Origin of the sequence: Hahella sp. CCB-MM4 (genome assembly GCF_002260525.1) — a bacterium.
In the GTDB taxonomy this organism is placed as follows: Bacteria; Pseudomonadota; Gammaproteobacteria; order Pseudomonadales; family Oleiphilaceae; genus Hahella.
Genome location: NZ_MRYI01000010.1, coordinates 183,584 through 198,331 on the forward strand (window position 1 = coordinate 183,584; position 14,748 = coordinate 198,331).

Annotated in this window: 13 protein-coding genes; 11 read left to right on the forward strand and 2 right to left on the reverse strand. The window is 47.6% G+C overall.

The features are described 5' to 3' along the window. The first annotated feature begins 4 nt into the window (after nucleotides 1–4). Entirely contained in the window at nucleotides 5–643 is a 639-nt protein-coding gene (locus BTA51_RS17610) for a LysE family translocator (RefSeq protein ID WP_094709588.1), read from the forward strand. 92 nt (nucleotides 644–735) lie between these two features. Then, nucleotides 736–1,506 (forward strand): ABC transporter substrate-binding protein, encoded by a 771-nt coding sequence (locus BTA51_RS17615; RefSeq protein WP_094709590.1) that lies wholly within the window; start codon nucleotides 736–738, stop codon nucleotides 1,504–1,506. Between the two features lie 177 nt (nucleotides 1,507–1,683). Here BTA51_RS17615 and BTA51_RS17620 read toward each other — a convergent pair whose 3' ends face one another. Beyond that, on the reverse strand, nucleotides 1,684–2,799 hold the full coding sequence (locus tag BTA51_RS17620; RefSeq protein WP_094709592.1) for an acyltransferase family protein: 1,116 nt from the start codon (nucleotides 2,797–2,799) through the stop codon (nucleotides 1,684–1,686). Between the two features lie 379 nt (nucleotides 2,800–3,178). On the opposite strand from BTA51_RS17620, the gene BTA51_RS17625 reads away from it, so the two are divergent. The 8 genes from BTA51_RS17625 (at nucleotide 3,179) to BTA51_RS17655 (ending at nucleotide 13,432) form a co-directional block, all read left to right on the forward strand. Beyond that, nucleotides 3,179–5,458: a tetratricopeptide repeat protein gene (locus BTA51_RS17625; RefSeq protein ID WP_094709594.1), complete on the forward strand. Its 2,280-nt coding sequence runs from the start codon at nucleotides 3,179–3,181 to the stop codon at nucleotides 5,456–5,458. A gap of 147 nt (nucleotides 5,459–5,605) precedes the next feature. Then, nucleotides 5,606–6,265: a GNAT family N-acetyltransferase gene (locus BTA51_RS17630; RefSeq protein WP_094709596.1), complete on the forward strand. Its 660-nt coding sequence runs from the start codon at nucleotides 5,606–5,608 to the stop codon at nucleotides 6,263–6,265. Between the two features lie 359 nt (nucleotides 6,266–6,624). Continuing rightward, on the forward strand, nucleotides 6,625–9,936 hold the full coding sequence (locus BTA51_RS30680) for a thrombospondin type 3 repeat-containing protein (RefSeq protein ID WP_246841078.1): 3,312 nt from the start codon (nucleotides 6,625–6,627) through the stop codon (nucleotides 9,934–9,936). Nucleotides 9,937–10,317: 381 nt separating this feature from the next. Then, nucleotides 10,318–10,635: a hypothetical protein gene (locus BTA51_RS30215; protein WP_168188205.1), complete on the forward strand. Its 318-nt coding sequence runs from the start codon at nucleotides 10,318–10,320 to the stop codon at nucleotides 10,633–10,635. A 19-nt stretch (nucleotides 10,636–10,654) separates the two neighbouring features. Further along, nucleotides 10,655–11,008 carry a glutamate cyclase domain-containing protein gene (locus BTA51_RS17640; protein WP_246841079.1) on the forward strand — a complete coding sequence of 118 codons (354 nt, stop codon included), beginning with the start codon at nucleotides 10,655–10,657 and terminating at the stop codon, nucleotides 11,006–11,008. 251 nt (nucleotides 11,009–11,259) lie between these two features. Next, complete coding sequence (gene tmpT / locus BTA51_RS17645) at nucleotides 11,260–11,898, forward strand: thiopurine S-methyltransferase (RefSeq protein ID WP_094709600.1); 639 nt, start codon at nucleotides 11,260–11,262, stop codon at nucleotides 11,896–11,898. A 360-nt stretch (nucleotides 11,899–12,258) separates the two neighbouring features. After that, nucleotides 12,259–12,912, forward strand: a complete 654-nt coding sequence (locus BTA51_RS17650) for an ATP phosphoribosyltransferase regulatory subunit (protein ID WP_094709601.1) — start codon at nucleotides 12,259–12,261, stop codon at nucleotides 12,910–12,912. Between the two features lie 19 nt (nucleotides 12,913–12,931). Continuing rightward, nucleotides 12,932–13,432 (forward strand): hypothetical protein, encoded by a 501-nt coding sequence (locus BTA51_RS17655; RefSeq protein ID WP_141215625.1) that lies wholly within the window; start codon nucleotides 12,932–12,934, stop codon nucleotides 13,430–13,432. Nucleotides 13,433–13,579: 147 nt separating this feature from the next. Here BTA51_RS17655 and BTA51_RS17660 read toward each other — a convergent pair whose 3' ends face one another. Beyond that, nucleotides 13,580–14,101 (reverse strand): DUF2938 domain-containing protein, encoded by a 522-nt coding sequence (locus tag BTA51_RS17660; RefSeq protein WP_094709605.1) that lies wholly within the window; start codon nucleotides 14,099–14,101, stop codon nucleotides 13,580–13,582. Nucleotides 14,102–14,297: 196 nt separating this feature from the next. Between BTA51_RS17660 and BTA51_RS17665 the strand changes: the two genes are divergently transcribed. Continuing rightward, complete coding sequence (locus BTA51_RS17665; protein ID WP_256385734.1) at nucleotides 14,298–14,714, forward strand: helix-turn-helix domain-containing protein; 417 nt, start codon at nucleotides 14,298–14,300, stop codon at nucleotides 14,712–14,714. Nucleotides 14,715–14,748: the final 34 nt, after the last annotated feature.

The window sequence follows — 14,748 nt, forward strand, 5'->3', positions numbered from 1 at the left end:
AGTCATGGATATAGCACTTTATTGGCCTGAACTTCTTCAGGTGAGTCTGATTGCCATCATTATGGCTATCAGCCCTGGAGCAGACTTTGCCATGGTGACGCGGAACAGTCTGTTTTTCTCGCGGACAGCCGGTGTTTATTCCGCACTGGGTGTCGCCACGGCGACATGGGTGCATACGGCATACACTCTGGCAGGTCTGTCGTTGTTGATTGCTGCATCCCAGGAAGTATTCACCCTGGTCAAGTGGATCGGCGCTTTATACCTGATCTATGTGGGTTGGAAGACCTGGTTGAGCAAAATGACGTTGTCAGAGCCCGGTGAAGGTTCCGACATCGCTATATCAGCCTGGAGTTTCTATCGGCAGGGATTTATCACCAATGTCACTAATCCCAAAACGACACTGTTTTACGTCAGTATTTTTACTCAAATTGTGAGCAAGGATACGCCGATTTCCATGCAGGTTCTGTATGGCTTCATCATCTGTCTGGCTCATGGTGCTTGGTTCTCATTACTGGCGGCCGGTATTACTCATCGTTGGGTATTGAGTCAGATTAAAAGGGTGGGGCACCGAGTCGGACAGTGCCTGGGAGGCGCATTGGTCTTCATGGGCATTGCGTTGCTCTCAAGTCGGACCAATCAATGAAGATACAGGCTTTGCCATAGACAATCGTTGCCAGCGCACTAAACTATGACTGAGAAGGAAAAGTAAGAGCTCAAAATACTTCGGGGGGTCGTATGAAGAACGTGCTGGCGACCACACTGTTATGTCTGCTGCAACTTTGTTCTTTCCTTGGGTCGGCTGAGGACCTTAAGCTGACGAATGGGGAATGGCCTCCCTTTACATCTGAAAAATACTTTGAGCATGGATTTATTTCCCATGTCGTCAAGGAAGCCTACAAGCTGGAAGGAATCGACGTTAGATATACCTTTCTCCCATGGAAAAGAGCGCTGCAGGAAGCTAGAGACGGAGATGTCTGGACCGGCTCAGTCGCTTGGTCCAAAGCCGATGGAAGGACGGATAATTTTATATTTACCGATCCCATCATAGAGCTTTCGGATGTATTTTTTCATCGCAAAGACCTTGCTTTTGACTGGTCTACTTTCGAAGACCTCAAAGACTATAGAATTGGTGCCACTATTGGGTATTCATATGGAAAAGCATTTAGCGAGGCTGAGCAAAACGGATTGATTACGGTGGAAAGGATCTCTACCGATGAAAGTAATTTTAAGAAGCTGGCCCAAGGCAGGATCAACCTGTTTCCCTGTGTATTGGAAGTGGGCTATGAAATTCTCGCGAACAACCTTCCACCGGGCGTCGCGAAAAGAATTACCAACCATCCCAGGCCACTGAGACGGGTGGGGTATCATGTCATTCTATCCAAGAAAAATCCCAGATCTGAATATTATGCTGAGGCTTTTAATAAAGGCCTGCAGAAGCTTAAGGATTCCGGGGCCTATGAGAGATTTCTTTCCGGCATCGTCGATGGAATTTATCGTCAGGAATAGTTGGAAACAGGTAGGAGAGGATAGAGATAGGTAGAAGGGGCTGGGAGTAATCAGGAGTAGTTGGGCCTGTAAGAATAGTCAGAAAAGCGCATTCCGGAATACAAACCCTAAGATCGAATCGGCCAACCTCCGGCGAAAAGAGGTCGGCCGAATCAGAATAGAAATATCTGTAATGCTTTAGATTTTGATATAGATTTTTTGCCTGTCCAACATCCAGGCGATGACCCAGAAGAGGATAACGTGGACCAGGGCATAGCTGTGTGAGGCAAGGTAGATATTGTCTGCAGCCGGAAGAAACCAGGATTCATACATAAACGTGTTCAACCCTACGGTACTCCCGCTCATTGGTACCGGTATCAGTCTGTAAATAGAAACCCAGAGCCAGGATATTGTGTAGATGAACAGCGGGTTGGTGCCGTAAATACGAAAGGGCTCCATGACCGATTTGCCCCTTTGGGTAGCGCAGACGGCAACCAGCATTCCGAGGACCACCAACGCCCAGCCGCTGGTGACCACTACGTAGGAACTGGTCCACAGGCTTTTGTTGATGGGAAATACCAGTCCCCAGACATGACCGATGACCAACAGAGCTATCCCCCAACTGATCAGCTTCCGGAATCGCTCTTGATCATCTTTCATCATATTCACGGCTTTTGTCACCCAGAAACCAGCGATCACGTTCACTACGGCCGGTAATGTACTCAGCAACCCTTCGGGTTCAAAAATGGGTTTCATGTAGGGGTAGATATGGGATTTTCCCAGAACAGCCAGATCTACCTGCCGGACGATATTGTGTTCGATGCTGTAGGGATCTCCCGCTGAACCGGCAAAGAACAGCAGAGCCCAGTATCCGAGAAGAATGAGACCTGAAAAAATGCCAAGCCAGCGGGTTGAGAGATGAATAATGGCTATGGCAGCAATACCATAGGCCAGGGCGATTCGTTGCAACACTCCCATGATACGGAGATCATCAAAGGATTTGGTGAACGGAAACCACTGCAACAAAAGTCCGATCAAAAAGATGATTGCCACCCGTGAAAGTATCTTTATATGAAGTTCTTTCGACGGCTGATAGTTAAACTTTCTCAGTGAAAAGTACATGGCAGAACCGGTGATAAACAGAAAAAAAGGAAACACCAGATCGGTTGGCGTGTAGCCATGCCAGTGAGCATGTCCCAAGGGGCCCCATACCGCACTCCAGGAGCCGGGCGTGTTGACCAGAATCATCAGTGCGATGGTCAGGCCGCGCAGGACATCAAGTGATAAGTTTCGTGATTGGTTGCTTGTCGTCATCGTTGAGTTCCGTTTCAAAGATCCTTTTTAGTCACCGGGAAAATATTCCGGGGAATGTTTTCCTGTTTCCCTTCTTCGTTAAGTGCGTGTCTATTGGCAGTAGAGAACACTTTCAAGCGCAAAACGTGGAACTGCAGGAGCCAGAACAGGGCAAATAGGGAGAGCCCGGCGAAAGATGCACTTGTAGAAGCTCGGGCCTGAACATATCTGTGTCACAATTACGTGTAAGATACAGGTTACATGGCCCGTGACCTTGATCATAAACCGGTTCAATAGTGCTTTCCAACGGGTGCCATACCTGAGTATCGTACAGCCGGAAACATAGTGTCCCCAAAAGCCCTGTTCCATTACCTTTTTACGCAATCCAAGGAAATGACGAGTGGATTTTCTCTCGCCTGTAAATTTGCTTTTGCCTGCTAATATGCTCCGACCCGCAATAGAGGCATGTCGTCTGGCGCTGGTCATGGTGTTGATCAGTGTGTCTTTCCAGGGAGTTGCCCAGGAAGCCACAAACATTGATCTCGAATCTGAGGTCATCGTCGTTGAGAAAGACCATGTTAAGTTGGATCTTCCGGACACTGGAACTGATTGTCTGATGGATATTGTCGGCGGTAACTACAGAGGAGCCTACAGAACCTGTGAGTTACAGGCTGGGTATGGCGACACTGAAGCACAACTGATTCTGTCGTTGCTGTATGACACTCATAACCAGGTTATGAAGGACGGAGATCGCACCTGGTTGGAGCAATCCGCTGAGGAGAATAATCCGATTGCCATGACGTTGATGGGACTGATTCGTTACGCCGAAAAAGATATTAGTGGTGCACGAACCCTATGGAAAAAGGCAAGTGAAATGGGCGCCCCGAGGGCAATTTATAGCCTTGGTGTATTGTATCGGGATGGTATCGGGGTTAAGCAGGATCTGGTTAAAGCGCACGAATTGTTCTATCAGAGTGCACTCAAGGACTTTGCGATGGCGCAGCATAGTCTTGCGTATTCGTATTTTTACGGCAGCGGAACGGAAAAGAATATTGATAAAGCCATGGAATGGTATCAACTGGCGGCCAATAAAGGTTATGTGATTTCCATGGCTGCTCTGGGTTCACTGTATCTGGTCGAGCAAAACGACAGAGTGGATTACGAACAGGCTGCGTTTTGGCTGACCAAGGCTTCAACTGCCGGGCATTTGGAATCCAAACTCAATTTGGCATACATGTACGAGAACGGGTTATGGTTTGAAGAGAATCGAAAAAAATCCTTTGAGTTAACTCTGGAAGCGGCTGAAGCCGAGTGGCCGAAGGCCCAGTATCGTGTAGCGTTAGACTACCAGGATGGAAATGGTACCAAGGCAGACATAAATAAGACGGCTTACTGGATCGAGAAAGCAGCGAATCAGGGACATGCCAGGGCACAGGCGAAACTGGGCTTTATGTATGATGAAGGAATCGGCTTTCCACGGGACAATGAAAAAGCCGTGTACTGGTACAGGAAATCTGCCGCCCAAGGCGATGTCGTGGGTAAGAATAATGTTGCCATGACGTTGTTGAACCAGTCTGGGCAGGATAATCCGGTTGGTAAAAAACTTTTACGCGATGCTGCGAACCAAGGGCTGGCGCAGTCGCAATATATGTTGGGATATCGACTGTTGAATGGCGTTGGGGAAACAAAGGACGTTGAAAAGGGCATTCAATGGTTGCAAAAGGCGGCTGACCAACAGCACCCGCGGGCGCTTAATGATCTTGGATATCTGTATTTCAAAGGTGTGTTGGTTCCCAGGGACTTGGCGAAGGCTGTCAAACTGTTCAAGAAAGGTTCAGAGTTGGGAAGTCTGGAAGCCAGGAGTATTTTGGCTTCTTTATACGAAACCGGGACAGGGGTAGAGAAAGATCTGCAGCAAGCCTTCGAAATAATGAAAAGCGCGGCGGAAGGTGGCTACCCTTTGGCGCAACACAGTCTGGCAAAAATGTACGCCACAGGTCAGGGAACCCAGGTTAATCTGCCTGAAGCACTGCATTGGTCAAGCGAATCGGTCGAAGGTGAGCTTGGTGATGAAGCCCGAAATGCCTATTACCTGCTGGGACTGCTGATCGCCAATGGTGTTGGAGGGGAGCCACAATCCAGTGTTCAATGGATGGAGCAAGCCTTTGAACTGGAGCATGTAAGAGCGGCCTATTGGCTGGGGGAACTCTATTTCAATGGAACCCTGGTTAATCAGAATATGGATAAGTCTGTGCATTATTTCAAAACCGCCTCCGAATGGGGGGATGCGGAGTCTTCCGTTCGTTTGGGAACCATGTACATGCTAGGGCAAACCGTTATCAGGGACCTGAATCAAGCTGAAGTCTATCTGCGTCGTGCCATCAAGCTGAATCCAAAGCATGCCGAGGCGTACCAGAATCTGGGCATTACCTTCAGCATACAGAAGAAATATCCTCTGGCGATTAAATATCTTGAAGAAGCGGCGGCGATTGCCCCTGAAGATGACAATATTCTTTCCAACCTTGGATATACCTACGCTTCAACCGGAAACTACGACAAAGCCATCGAGTTATACCGGCAAGCGCTAAAAATTAACCCAAATCACACAAATGCCCAGATCAACCTGGATAATGCGTTAAGGAGAAAAAGTAACTCTGCGTTGGGAACTGCGGTCCAATAATTGAAAAAAGAAGAGAAGAAGAAGAGAAGAAAGAAATTAAAGACGATGGCTATCCCCGGATAACCCTCCTCAGTAGCGGAACTCCGCAAAAATACAGTGAAGTGTTGTGATAACAAGGCAAGTTCATCACCCCAATAAGGAAGTTATATGGTATTGGAAAAAGTCATACTGGAAGGTGACGTCGTAAGACTGGAGCCTTTGTCTGAATCTCATCGTTATGGGCTCATTGAAGCGATCTCAGATGGTGAGCTATGGAAGCTATTTGTCACCCTGGCGCCACGAATTGAAGAAATAGATCAGTTTATTGAGACGGCGATTGCCGCTCATTTGAATGGTGATGGACTGGCGTTTGCCACGATCGATAGAGCCTCAGGAAGGGTGGTGGGAACAACAAGGTTTTTGAGGGCGGATATACCCCATCAACGTATTGAGATCGGTTTTACGTTTGTAGCCAGATCCTATCAAAAAACACTGATCAACACCGAGGCGAAATTGCTGATGCTCACTTATGCATTTGAAGGTCTGGGTGTTAACCGGGTGTCTCTTCTGGCTGACTATCTTAATATCCAATCGCGTAATGCGATTCTCAGGCTTGGAGCCAAGGAAGAGGGGATCATGCGCAGCCACATGGTTATGCCTGACGGCCGAGTAAGGGACTCCGTATTATTCAGTATTATCAAGAATGAGTGGCCCGGCGTGAAACAGAACCTTCACTTTAAATTGGCGGCGAGAAAGGAATCAGTTGCTAACACGGATCTTGAGGCCTGTCTGCACTGTGCCCAAGCACCCATACACTGTGATGCATAACACCTGTGTTAGCTGGCACCACTTCACTGGTGCCTTCCCAATGAATTCGCCGATGATACTCTTTGTTAGCTTAGGATAGACTTTGTTACATTGAAGTGTTTTCGAATTAATTCATTGTATTTACTAAATAAATACCCCTGACCATAACATCTCGAAGTTTTTGCCTGCGTTGACTCCCTACCAGTTCGAACTCATTATGAAAGCGCTTTCATTTTGGTTGTATTTTGATCGTGTTGACTGACTGAAGTCCCTTTGGACTTCAGTGTCATATGGCTGTTTCAGCGTTATTTGGTCGATCAGAAGAGACTCCGGAATGAGGCAATTTCAGTCTGACTCTAACGATAAAATGGAGAATTTAGGTGAGAACAACAAAAACAAACAACCGAATCTTTAATAGTGGCGAAGCGTTTAATCATCGCAAAACCTTTAAACAAAATCGGATATGGCTGGCCATAATGGCTACAGCTGTGCTCTCTGCGCACGAGGTAAATGCAGCTCCCCAGCTGGTTCTTAATACCAATTTCCAGTCTCAGGACGACATTCAGAAACAAGCAAACTTTCTGGTGGGTGATCATTTGCTCCGCGAAGGGGAGCAGAAGTATTGGACAGGCAAAGGCAAGTACCCGTTAAGTTACGCTTCCACCAATATCGATTACTGGATAAATCACGTGTGTGGTTCCGTCGACTGTACAGTGAACGATATTATCCGGACCTCACCCAGTTTCTCGGTGCTAGGTAGTGACCTGGATGCACCCTCTACACAACTTCAGGTCGAGAGGGTCATTGTCCATAATGGTGCTGACATCTATGATGCCGGCGTTTGGCAGATCGCTCTGGCTATTGCCGCGCAAAAGGGCTTTCTGGATCAGAACCAGGCGCGCGAACTGATTAACAGTCAACTGGATCGTCTGCGTAAGAAAGTTGCCAAAGCTCCAGCCCCGGATGCGCAGGGCAATGGAGGCTTTACCTATGGACACACTCTCGCCCAAATTCCCAACCCCCAATATGCGTTCAACTTGCGGGTATTGGGACGAAACTTCTTTGCGCCGGATCCTTTTAAGGACTCAGCCGCCGCCAATCTGGTGACAACGCCTGCGGAAATCATTTCTCAAGGGTTGGATAAACATATTACCTGGACAGACTGGAAGCCGATTACCGGTGAGAACGCCTGGGGGGTATATCTTGGCCCTTTGCAGGCCGAAATTCTGATGAATGGCAGTTCGGCCAGTGTTCCATTCAATAGCACCGCTCTGCAAAACGCTCTGGAAGGGTTATGGGCGTTGCAATACATGCAGTCAGAATTAGGAGCGTTTTACTACATTACCAATGGAGCAACAGGTAATGGAGGGGAAACGGTAAAGGATGGGACAATCTCCCTGGAGAATAATTTCTCTGTCCTGGCAGGAATCAAGCTGCTCCAGAATATCCTGTTGGCCATTTCTCATCTTTCTGACCAAACACTGACAGACAGTGAGAAAGCTCAACTGCAGTCTGCCGTCAATGTCATCGACATCATGCTATACGGTGGGCAGACTCCGGCCGGCCCAACCGACGGGCTGCTTCCGTTCCTGAAAAACTATGGCTATAACGCTGCCGGTAACATGTTCTTCCAGGGCGGAACTATTGACGGTCGTGAATATACGAACAATGAACAATTCCCTGAAGACAACCACTATGCCGTTGATGTCAATACCTGGGGGCTGGCGGTCCTCGGCCCGAAAACCGTAGACACGTGGTTTGGTGAAGGGACTTCTGCGGCTCTTTGGCAGACAACCAGGAGCAGAGGCGGCGTATTTGGACCCGGTGGAGAGGTTCGTGGTGTGGGGTATACCGATAATGCTGATGAACAGGTCATGTCAGGTGAGTGGACATTCGGCGCTGTTAACATGGTGCAGATGTTAATCAAGTATTATCTGGAGCATCCAAGCGAGACGGTTGATCTTCATCAGTTGCAGGCAGATGAAGCCTCCATGCTGCAAAACCTCCTCAAACTTCGAACAGATCGTTACACCACTGATTACGTGGAATTTGCCGATAGTGTCGGGCCGGATCTCCAGGCAGATCTGGGAGATAACGAGCAGGCATTTCTCTATTCGAGTAAGCGGACTTTTATACCATTTGGGTGGTTTGGTAATCCCATACCAAGCGCAGCTTCGTCAGGCTGGGGGATATTCAGCAGTTACAGTTTTAATCCCTTTGCACTATACGGAAGTCAGACATCGCCGTTTTATGATCTGCAGGCACCTCCGGAATATGATTCGACAGACAGCCAGTTGGGCTACGACACCGAAAAGGTCTCGGTGGTAAACACACTGGATGACGCGGAGTTGATTATTGATTATCAGCCTACAGGCTCAAGTGAATTCGTCTCATTGGTGGGCGTTGACGATGCAATCGCCAATGGTGGCTTTCGCCGAATCGAAATTACGGATGATATGGCCGTGTTGGGCATCTCTTATCGAAATCCCAATTCTGGTGATCCGAGTTTCTATGGTGCCTGTAAGGTCCATCTGACCGCTGAGCTGCGTGCGCATCTTAAGGGGCAACCGGTCAATACTGCGATATTGGCACAATGGTCCGCGGATGGAGAAAAAGAGTGCGATGTACTCTACAAAGAGTCTGACGTTCCATTTGTCATCAATCCGGATAAATTGACTCCCAGAGAGGCCCGCTGTGATGAGCTGGGTACCTGTGAGGACAATGATGATTTTGATGGCGATGGCATACTGAATGATGCGGATAACTGTCCTCTGGTAGCGAATCCTCTCCAGGAGGACAGCGATGGAGACGGCATAGGCGACGCTTGTGAATCGACTCAACCGGTAGATACAGACGGGGACGGTGTTGCAGACGATGTCGACAATTGTCCGAAAATCGCTAATCCGGGCCAGGAAGACTCGGATGGTGATGGTACCGGTGATGTGTGCGATACAACGTCACCCGTAGACACTGATAATGATGGTATCCCGGACAGCAGTGATAATTGCCCTAACATTGCGAATGCAGGGCAGGAAGACAGCGACAATGACGGGATCGGTGATGCCTGCGATAACAGTGAACCCTATGGATTTACCGTCATTTCTGCCTCAGAGATACAATTCTATGCCTACGCATCCAACTTTGCTGACTTGCATTATCGGGTAAATAATGGCCCTCAGATTAACGTGGGAATGGTGGATGACGGCCATGGAAGAAAAGTCTACAGCGTGATGGGGGAGGCTGGAGATACAGTGTCCGCGACTATGACAGTGGCTGACCCTCTGGCAATGGACACGGAAACGTTCAACTACAGTTTCGCAGGCGGATCGTCGGACCAGGACAACGACGGGTGGGAGGATAGTCATGACAACTGTCCTGCCATCGCTAACCCAGATCAGGCCGACAGCGACGGTAACGGGGTGGGTGATGCGTGTGACTCAACGGATGAAGGAACAGGGGCCACAAAACTGTCCGACGGAGGTTTGCGTTTTCGTGTGGGTCCAGGTGTCACTAATGCCATTGTTCACTTTCAGATCAACGGCCAATCCCAACAGAATGTGGGCATGAGTCTGGTGAATAACACTTTCCAGTATGACATCGGCGGGTTGCAGGCGGGAGATCAGGTTACTTATTCCTTCACCATATTTGCGCCTTTGGCGATGGATACTTCACCTGAATTATTGGTGTATTAGCACAAGATGTTTTTCATTAATAAATTAGACTCGTGACACAGTATGACAGGTTTCATGGACGAGGCCTGCCAACTGATTAACCTATCTGGTTAAACCAAAATGTCATGACAGCATATTGATGAATCCTCTATCAAGCTCATAGAGTGATAGCTGTCTGCTGATAAATGCCTTAGTGCTCTGATGGACAATAGTGCTCTGATGAATAATAGCACTCCGTTGGACAACTGTTTCTGAACCCCATCATCAGAGAATCATCCTATTAATTAAAAATGAGGGTAGGAATCCGACCTTTAGCCTGTAATGATGTGCATGCGACAATATATTTCGAATGAACTTTTCAATATTGCAGAAAGCATAAAAGGAACAAGGAATTATATGGATATGTTGAACTACCGTTCGCCAGCAGATCAAATTGTCGGTTTTAACCTAGACCAGGCTATATCTCTTGAAATGAGGTCAAAAGGCTGGCCTAAAGGAATCATCCAGCCTTTGGTCAAGGCTGCACAACAGGAAGCCGGAGGCCCCCAGGTGTTAAAAGCCGCTTTGGGCCTGAAAAACAGTATTCATGCGGGAGACAAAGTATTTATTACCTGCATTGCCGCCCAGACACCCTGGGTACCGAACAGCGAATCTGATGGCCCGGCGGGTGGTGCCGCTTCTTGCATCAAAGCGGGGGGCTTATACCGTTGGAATAGGTGACGCGGGTAACGAATTCGGCATGGGGCGAATATATTCTGCCATTCGCGAATTCCACCCAGCTGGTGCTACCTGTCGCTGCCCATGTAATGGTGGTATGGCAACGGACATGGAATCCGATGCGCTGATAGTGGCAGGTTGTTCCAATTGGGGCGCTTACGGTGTTGCTGCCATGTTAGCTTATCTATTGGAAAAACCGGAGCTATTCCATTCTGCAGTAGAAGAAGAGTTTATGCTGCGCCAAATGGCCATTGCAGGTGCAAATGATGCCTTTACGGGGGAATCACAACCCAGTGTCGATAACATTCACCTGCAAGCTCACCTGGGTCTGAACCACATCATGCACGAAATAATTGAGAACGCATTGTCGGACTGAGTTATTTATCCCTGTCCGCCTGCTTGCGCTGATGGCAGATATCTGTGATCAGCGCATATGCGATATGATCGAATCAAAGCCCGTTTGACCTCTGAATTGGGAAAAATTCAGGGGCGGAATTGGAAATCTACGGCTGTCTGACATTGTGGATCGTCTGATGCAATTATTTTCGGGAATAGCGAATAGCCCCTTGACTTCAAGTGCACTTGAATTTGTATTCTATAGATCAATGCATTTGTAGAGAAACGACAATGGAAGCAGATTTTTGGCATAAGAAATGGGCAGCAAACAGTATTGGCTTCCATCAGGAAGAGGCTAACCCTCTGCTGGTGAAGTATTTCGATGAGCTGGCTCTGGGGCAGGGGAGTCGAGTATTTCTTCCATTATGTGGTAAGACCCTCGATATCGCCTGGCTTCGCTCGAAGGGCCATCGGGTTGTTGGATCCGAGCTAAGTGAACTGGCCATCGAACAGCTATTTACAGAGCTTGGAGAGAAGCCGGCCGTATCCGAGAAAGGTGCTTTGAAGCAATACAGTGCGAAGGATATCGATATTTTTGTGGGAGATTTTTTTGATTTAACCCCCGATATTCTGGGGCCGGTTGATGCCTGCTATGACAGAGCTGCATTAGTGGCATTACCAGAGGCTATGCGGCAGAAATATTCAAAGCATCTCACAAAACTTACGAATACCGCACCGCAACTACTGATTTGTTTCGAGTATGACCAGAATCTGATGGAAGGGCCTCCTTTTTCAGTCAATGCGGACGAAGTCCGACAGCACTATGCCGGAAATTACGAAGTAACCTGCATCGGAAATGAATTCTGTTCAGACGGATTAAAGGGGCAGTGGGACGTTACAGAGGATGTCTGGTTGCTGCGCAAGGGCTGATGAGCTTCGAAGCATGGTGGGCTGGATTATCTGTTCATCCCGATTTGGAGTACGTACCGAAAAACTGCGATGAGGAAGACAGAAGATTAGCTTGATCATCTCAGGGGCAAATTGCGCATGAACAAGTTTGAGACGCATAGAATGAAGGCATTTCGTTGACAATTATCAGAAAACAAAACTACTATCCGGTCCCATGAATCTGGTTAATTTCACCCAAGCACATTTCCATCCTCAACAGTCGCATAGGTGGCTGGGGGAGCCAGTGCTTGAGTGAAAGAGTAAGCCCTATCACCAAGAAAGCCCTCCCAGCATAGCTTCGAGGGCTTTTTTATTATCTGAATATTTTCGATAGGGTGAGTTATGGAATTAAAAATTGAAGCCCAGGCCAGAGGGGTAAGAATTATTTCTGGAGCTGAAGCTAAAGAGCGGCGTGAGTTGCTAAATAAGCTGGTGAGAGCCGCGGAAACTGCTGGCTTTGAAGAGATAGTGCTTCCATCGATCGAGCCGTCAAAGGTCTACATCGATAAGGCTGGGGAAGAGATACTGGGGCAGATGTACGTGTTTCCAGATAAAAAGAATCGGTCGCTGTGTTTGCGGCCAGAGGGGACAGCCACGATACAGCTTTTGGCAGACAAGCACTTCAAGCGATCGAAAGATGTAAAACTTTGGTATTTTGAGCGTTGTTGGAGATATGAAAAGCCTCAGGAAGGTCGGTACAGGGAGTTTTTCCAGTTTGGTGTAGAAGTCATCAACCCAAGTTCTACGGCCATTAAAGACGAACTTATTGAGCTTGCTGAAAATATGGTGGCGATAAAAACTCGTGCATACTTGGTAGATAGATCTGCTAGACGGGGGTTGGACTACTACACTGCTGATGGCTTTGAAATCTCGGTACCTTCACTTGGTGCACAAAAGCAAGTGGTGGGTGGTGGAGCCTATCGGCAAGGGATCGGTTTTGCCGTCGGGTTTGACAGGTTGATGCTTTGTCGTGAGCCTGGCGCTACATCGCAATAAATGACAGGAGAATAATGAGTTGAGCGACGTTACAATGGTTATACCATTTATCACCATGGTTGGGATCATCTGCATCGCTATGCTTGGTGTGGCCGGCTGCATGAGAGCCTTTTATAAGAAAGCTGCACCTGGCGAAGTGATCATATTAAATTCAATGGAGGCAAAGCCAAGGATTGTCAGGAATGGAGCATTGGTGCTTCCGATCATCCATAGAGCTTCAAGTCTTAGTTTGAGAACACAGACTATTGAGATTGAGAAATCTCTCGTTCATAAAGTGAGTGAATTATATGGTGTTTCCCTGCCGTCAATGGCCCTTCAGGTCCAGGAATCAGAGGAAGCTATACTGAGAGCCCACGACAGAATCAACTGCGCTGAAAAGAATGGGGATGGAGGCCGGATACTCCAATCCGTTCTGAGCCAGGCCATACAGGAAGCCATTATGGAATCCAAGGACTATGCCGAGTTTAAGAATCATATTGCAACCTGTTTGGATCGGATCGGGTTTGAACCTGTCGTTTAGTCTTTAAGAATTAACTTTTTTGACAGATGGATGCCGCTAAGGACAGGCGTCATTCATCTGTACGGCTTAAAGAACGAATTTCTTTGTTTACAATATTTATCAAGCGGTGCTATTTGCTCGTTCTATGAAAATGTCTCAATGCTTCCATCAACCCACGAGATCTACCATCGATTGAAAAAACAGCGCAGATAGATATAGGCCGGTGCCGAACACCAGATGTGTGGTAAGGCTTTTCACCCGGGCAATATTCGGTTCAGGGAGAAGTCGTGAGGCAATACCGGCCCCTAAGCAGGGTTGCAAGACAAAATAGGGGAATACTACTGTGGTGACACCAACCATGATTGCCGGCATGAGGGTTGGGTTTGCTGCCCACTCAAGCCCCCAAATCAGTAACAGAGCGGCAGCAAAGATGATGCCTGTCATGTAGTGGATTATCCAGCCAATAGCCGTTTCGCCTGCCATCGCCTCACTTTTCGCGATGCCTTGATGTATTAGTTTTCCCCTTGGAATATGAGCAATCCAACGACCTACCATACCGTAGCTCAACGAGGGGATGTCCAGGCAAACCTTCAGCAGTAATCCCCAGATATCCATGACAGCCGTAGCACCGATACCTATCAATAATGAGTAGGTCATTACATTTAAAAAGTCACTGGAAAATTCTGTCATTATTGCATCCTCAAATTGTGGTGTTCTTTAAGAATACAAATTCAAGTCAACTTGAGGTCAAGGGGAACCTGACAAAGAATTTAGCCGAGAGTCTGTTTTTATAAAAAAGCACTTATCTAAGGTGTTGCTTTATAGCTATCATCAGGATGAAAATTAAAGTGAACTTGAAGTCAATAGTATCGATTGAGGAGGATAGATGCTGGATATCGGTATTGTGGCAAAGCACGCTGGACTACCTGCTTCGACATTGAGATTTTACGAAGAGAAAGGTCTTATAGAGTCTGTAGGAAGAAAAGGTTTACGCAGGCTGTTTGATGAGGATGTACTGGATCGGCTGGCATTGATTGCTCTAGGTCAGCATGCCGGATTCACGCTTGATGAGATCGCTGCCATGTTTACTTCGAAGGGGCCGAAGATTGATCGAGAGCAGCTTTTAGAGAAGGCAGATCAGTTGGATCGAACGATAAAAAAACTGGAAGCCATGAGCAAGGGTTTACGTCATGCTGCCAAGTGTTCGGCTCCTAATCACTTTGAGTGCTCCAAGTTTCAGCGTCTGCTTAATGTTGCGACAAAGAGTCAACAAAAAAGAAAAGCAGGAAAGTCGGTAAAGTAGTGACCTTTATTGAACATGAGAGACAGGGGGCTGT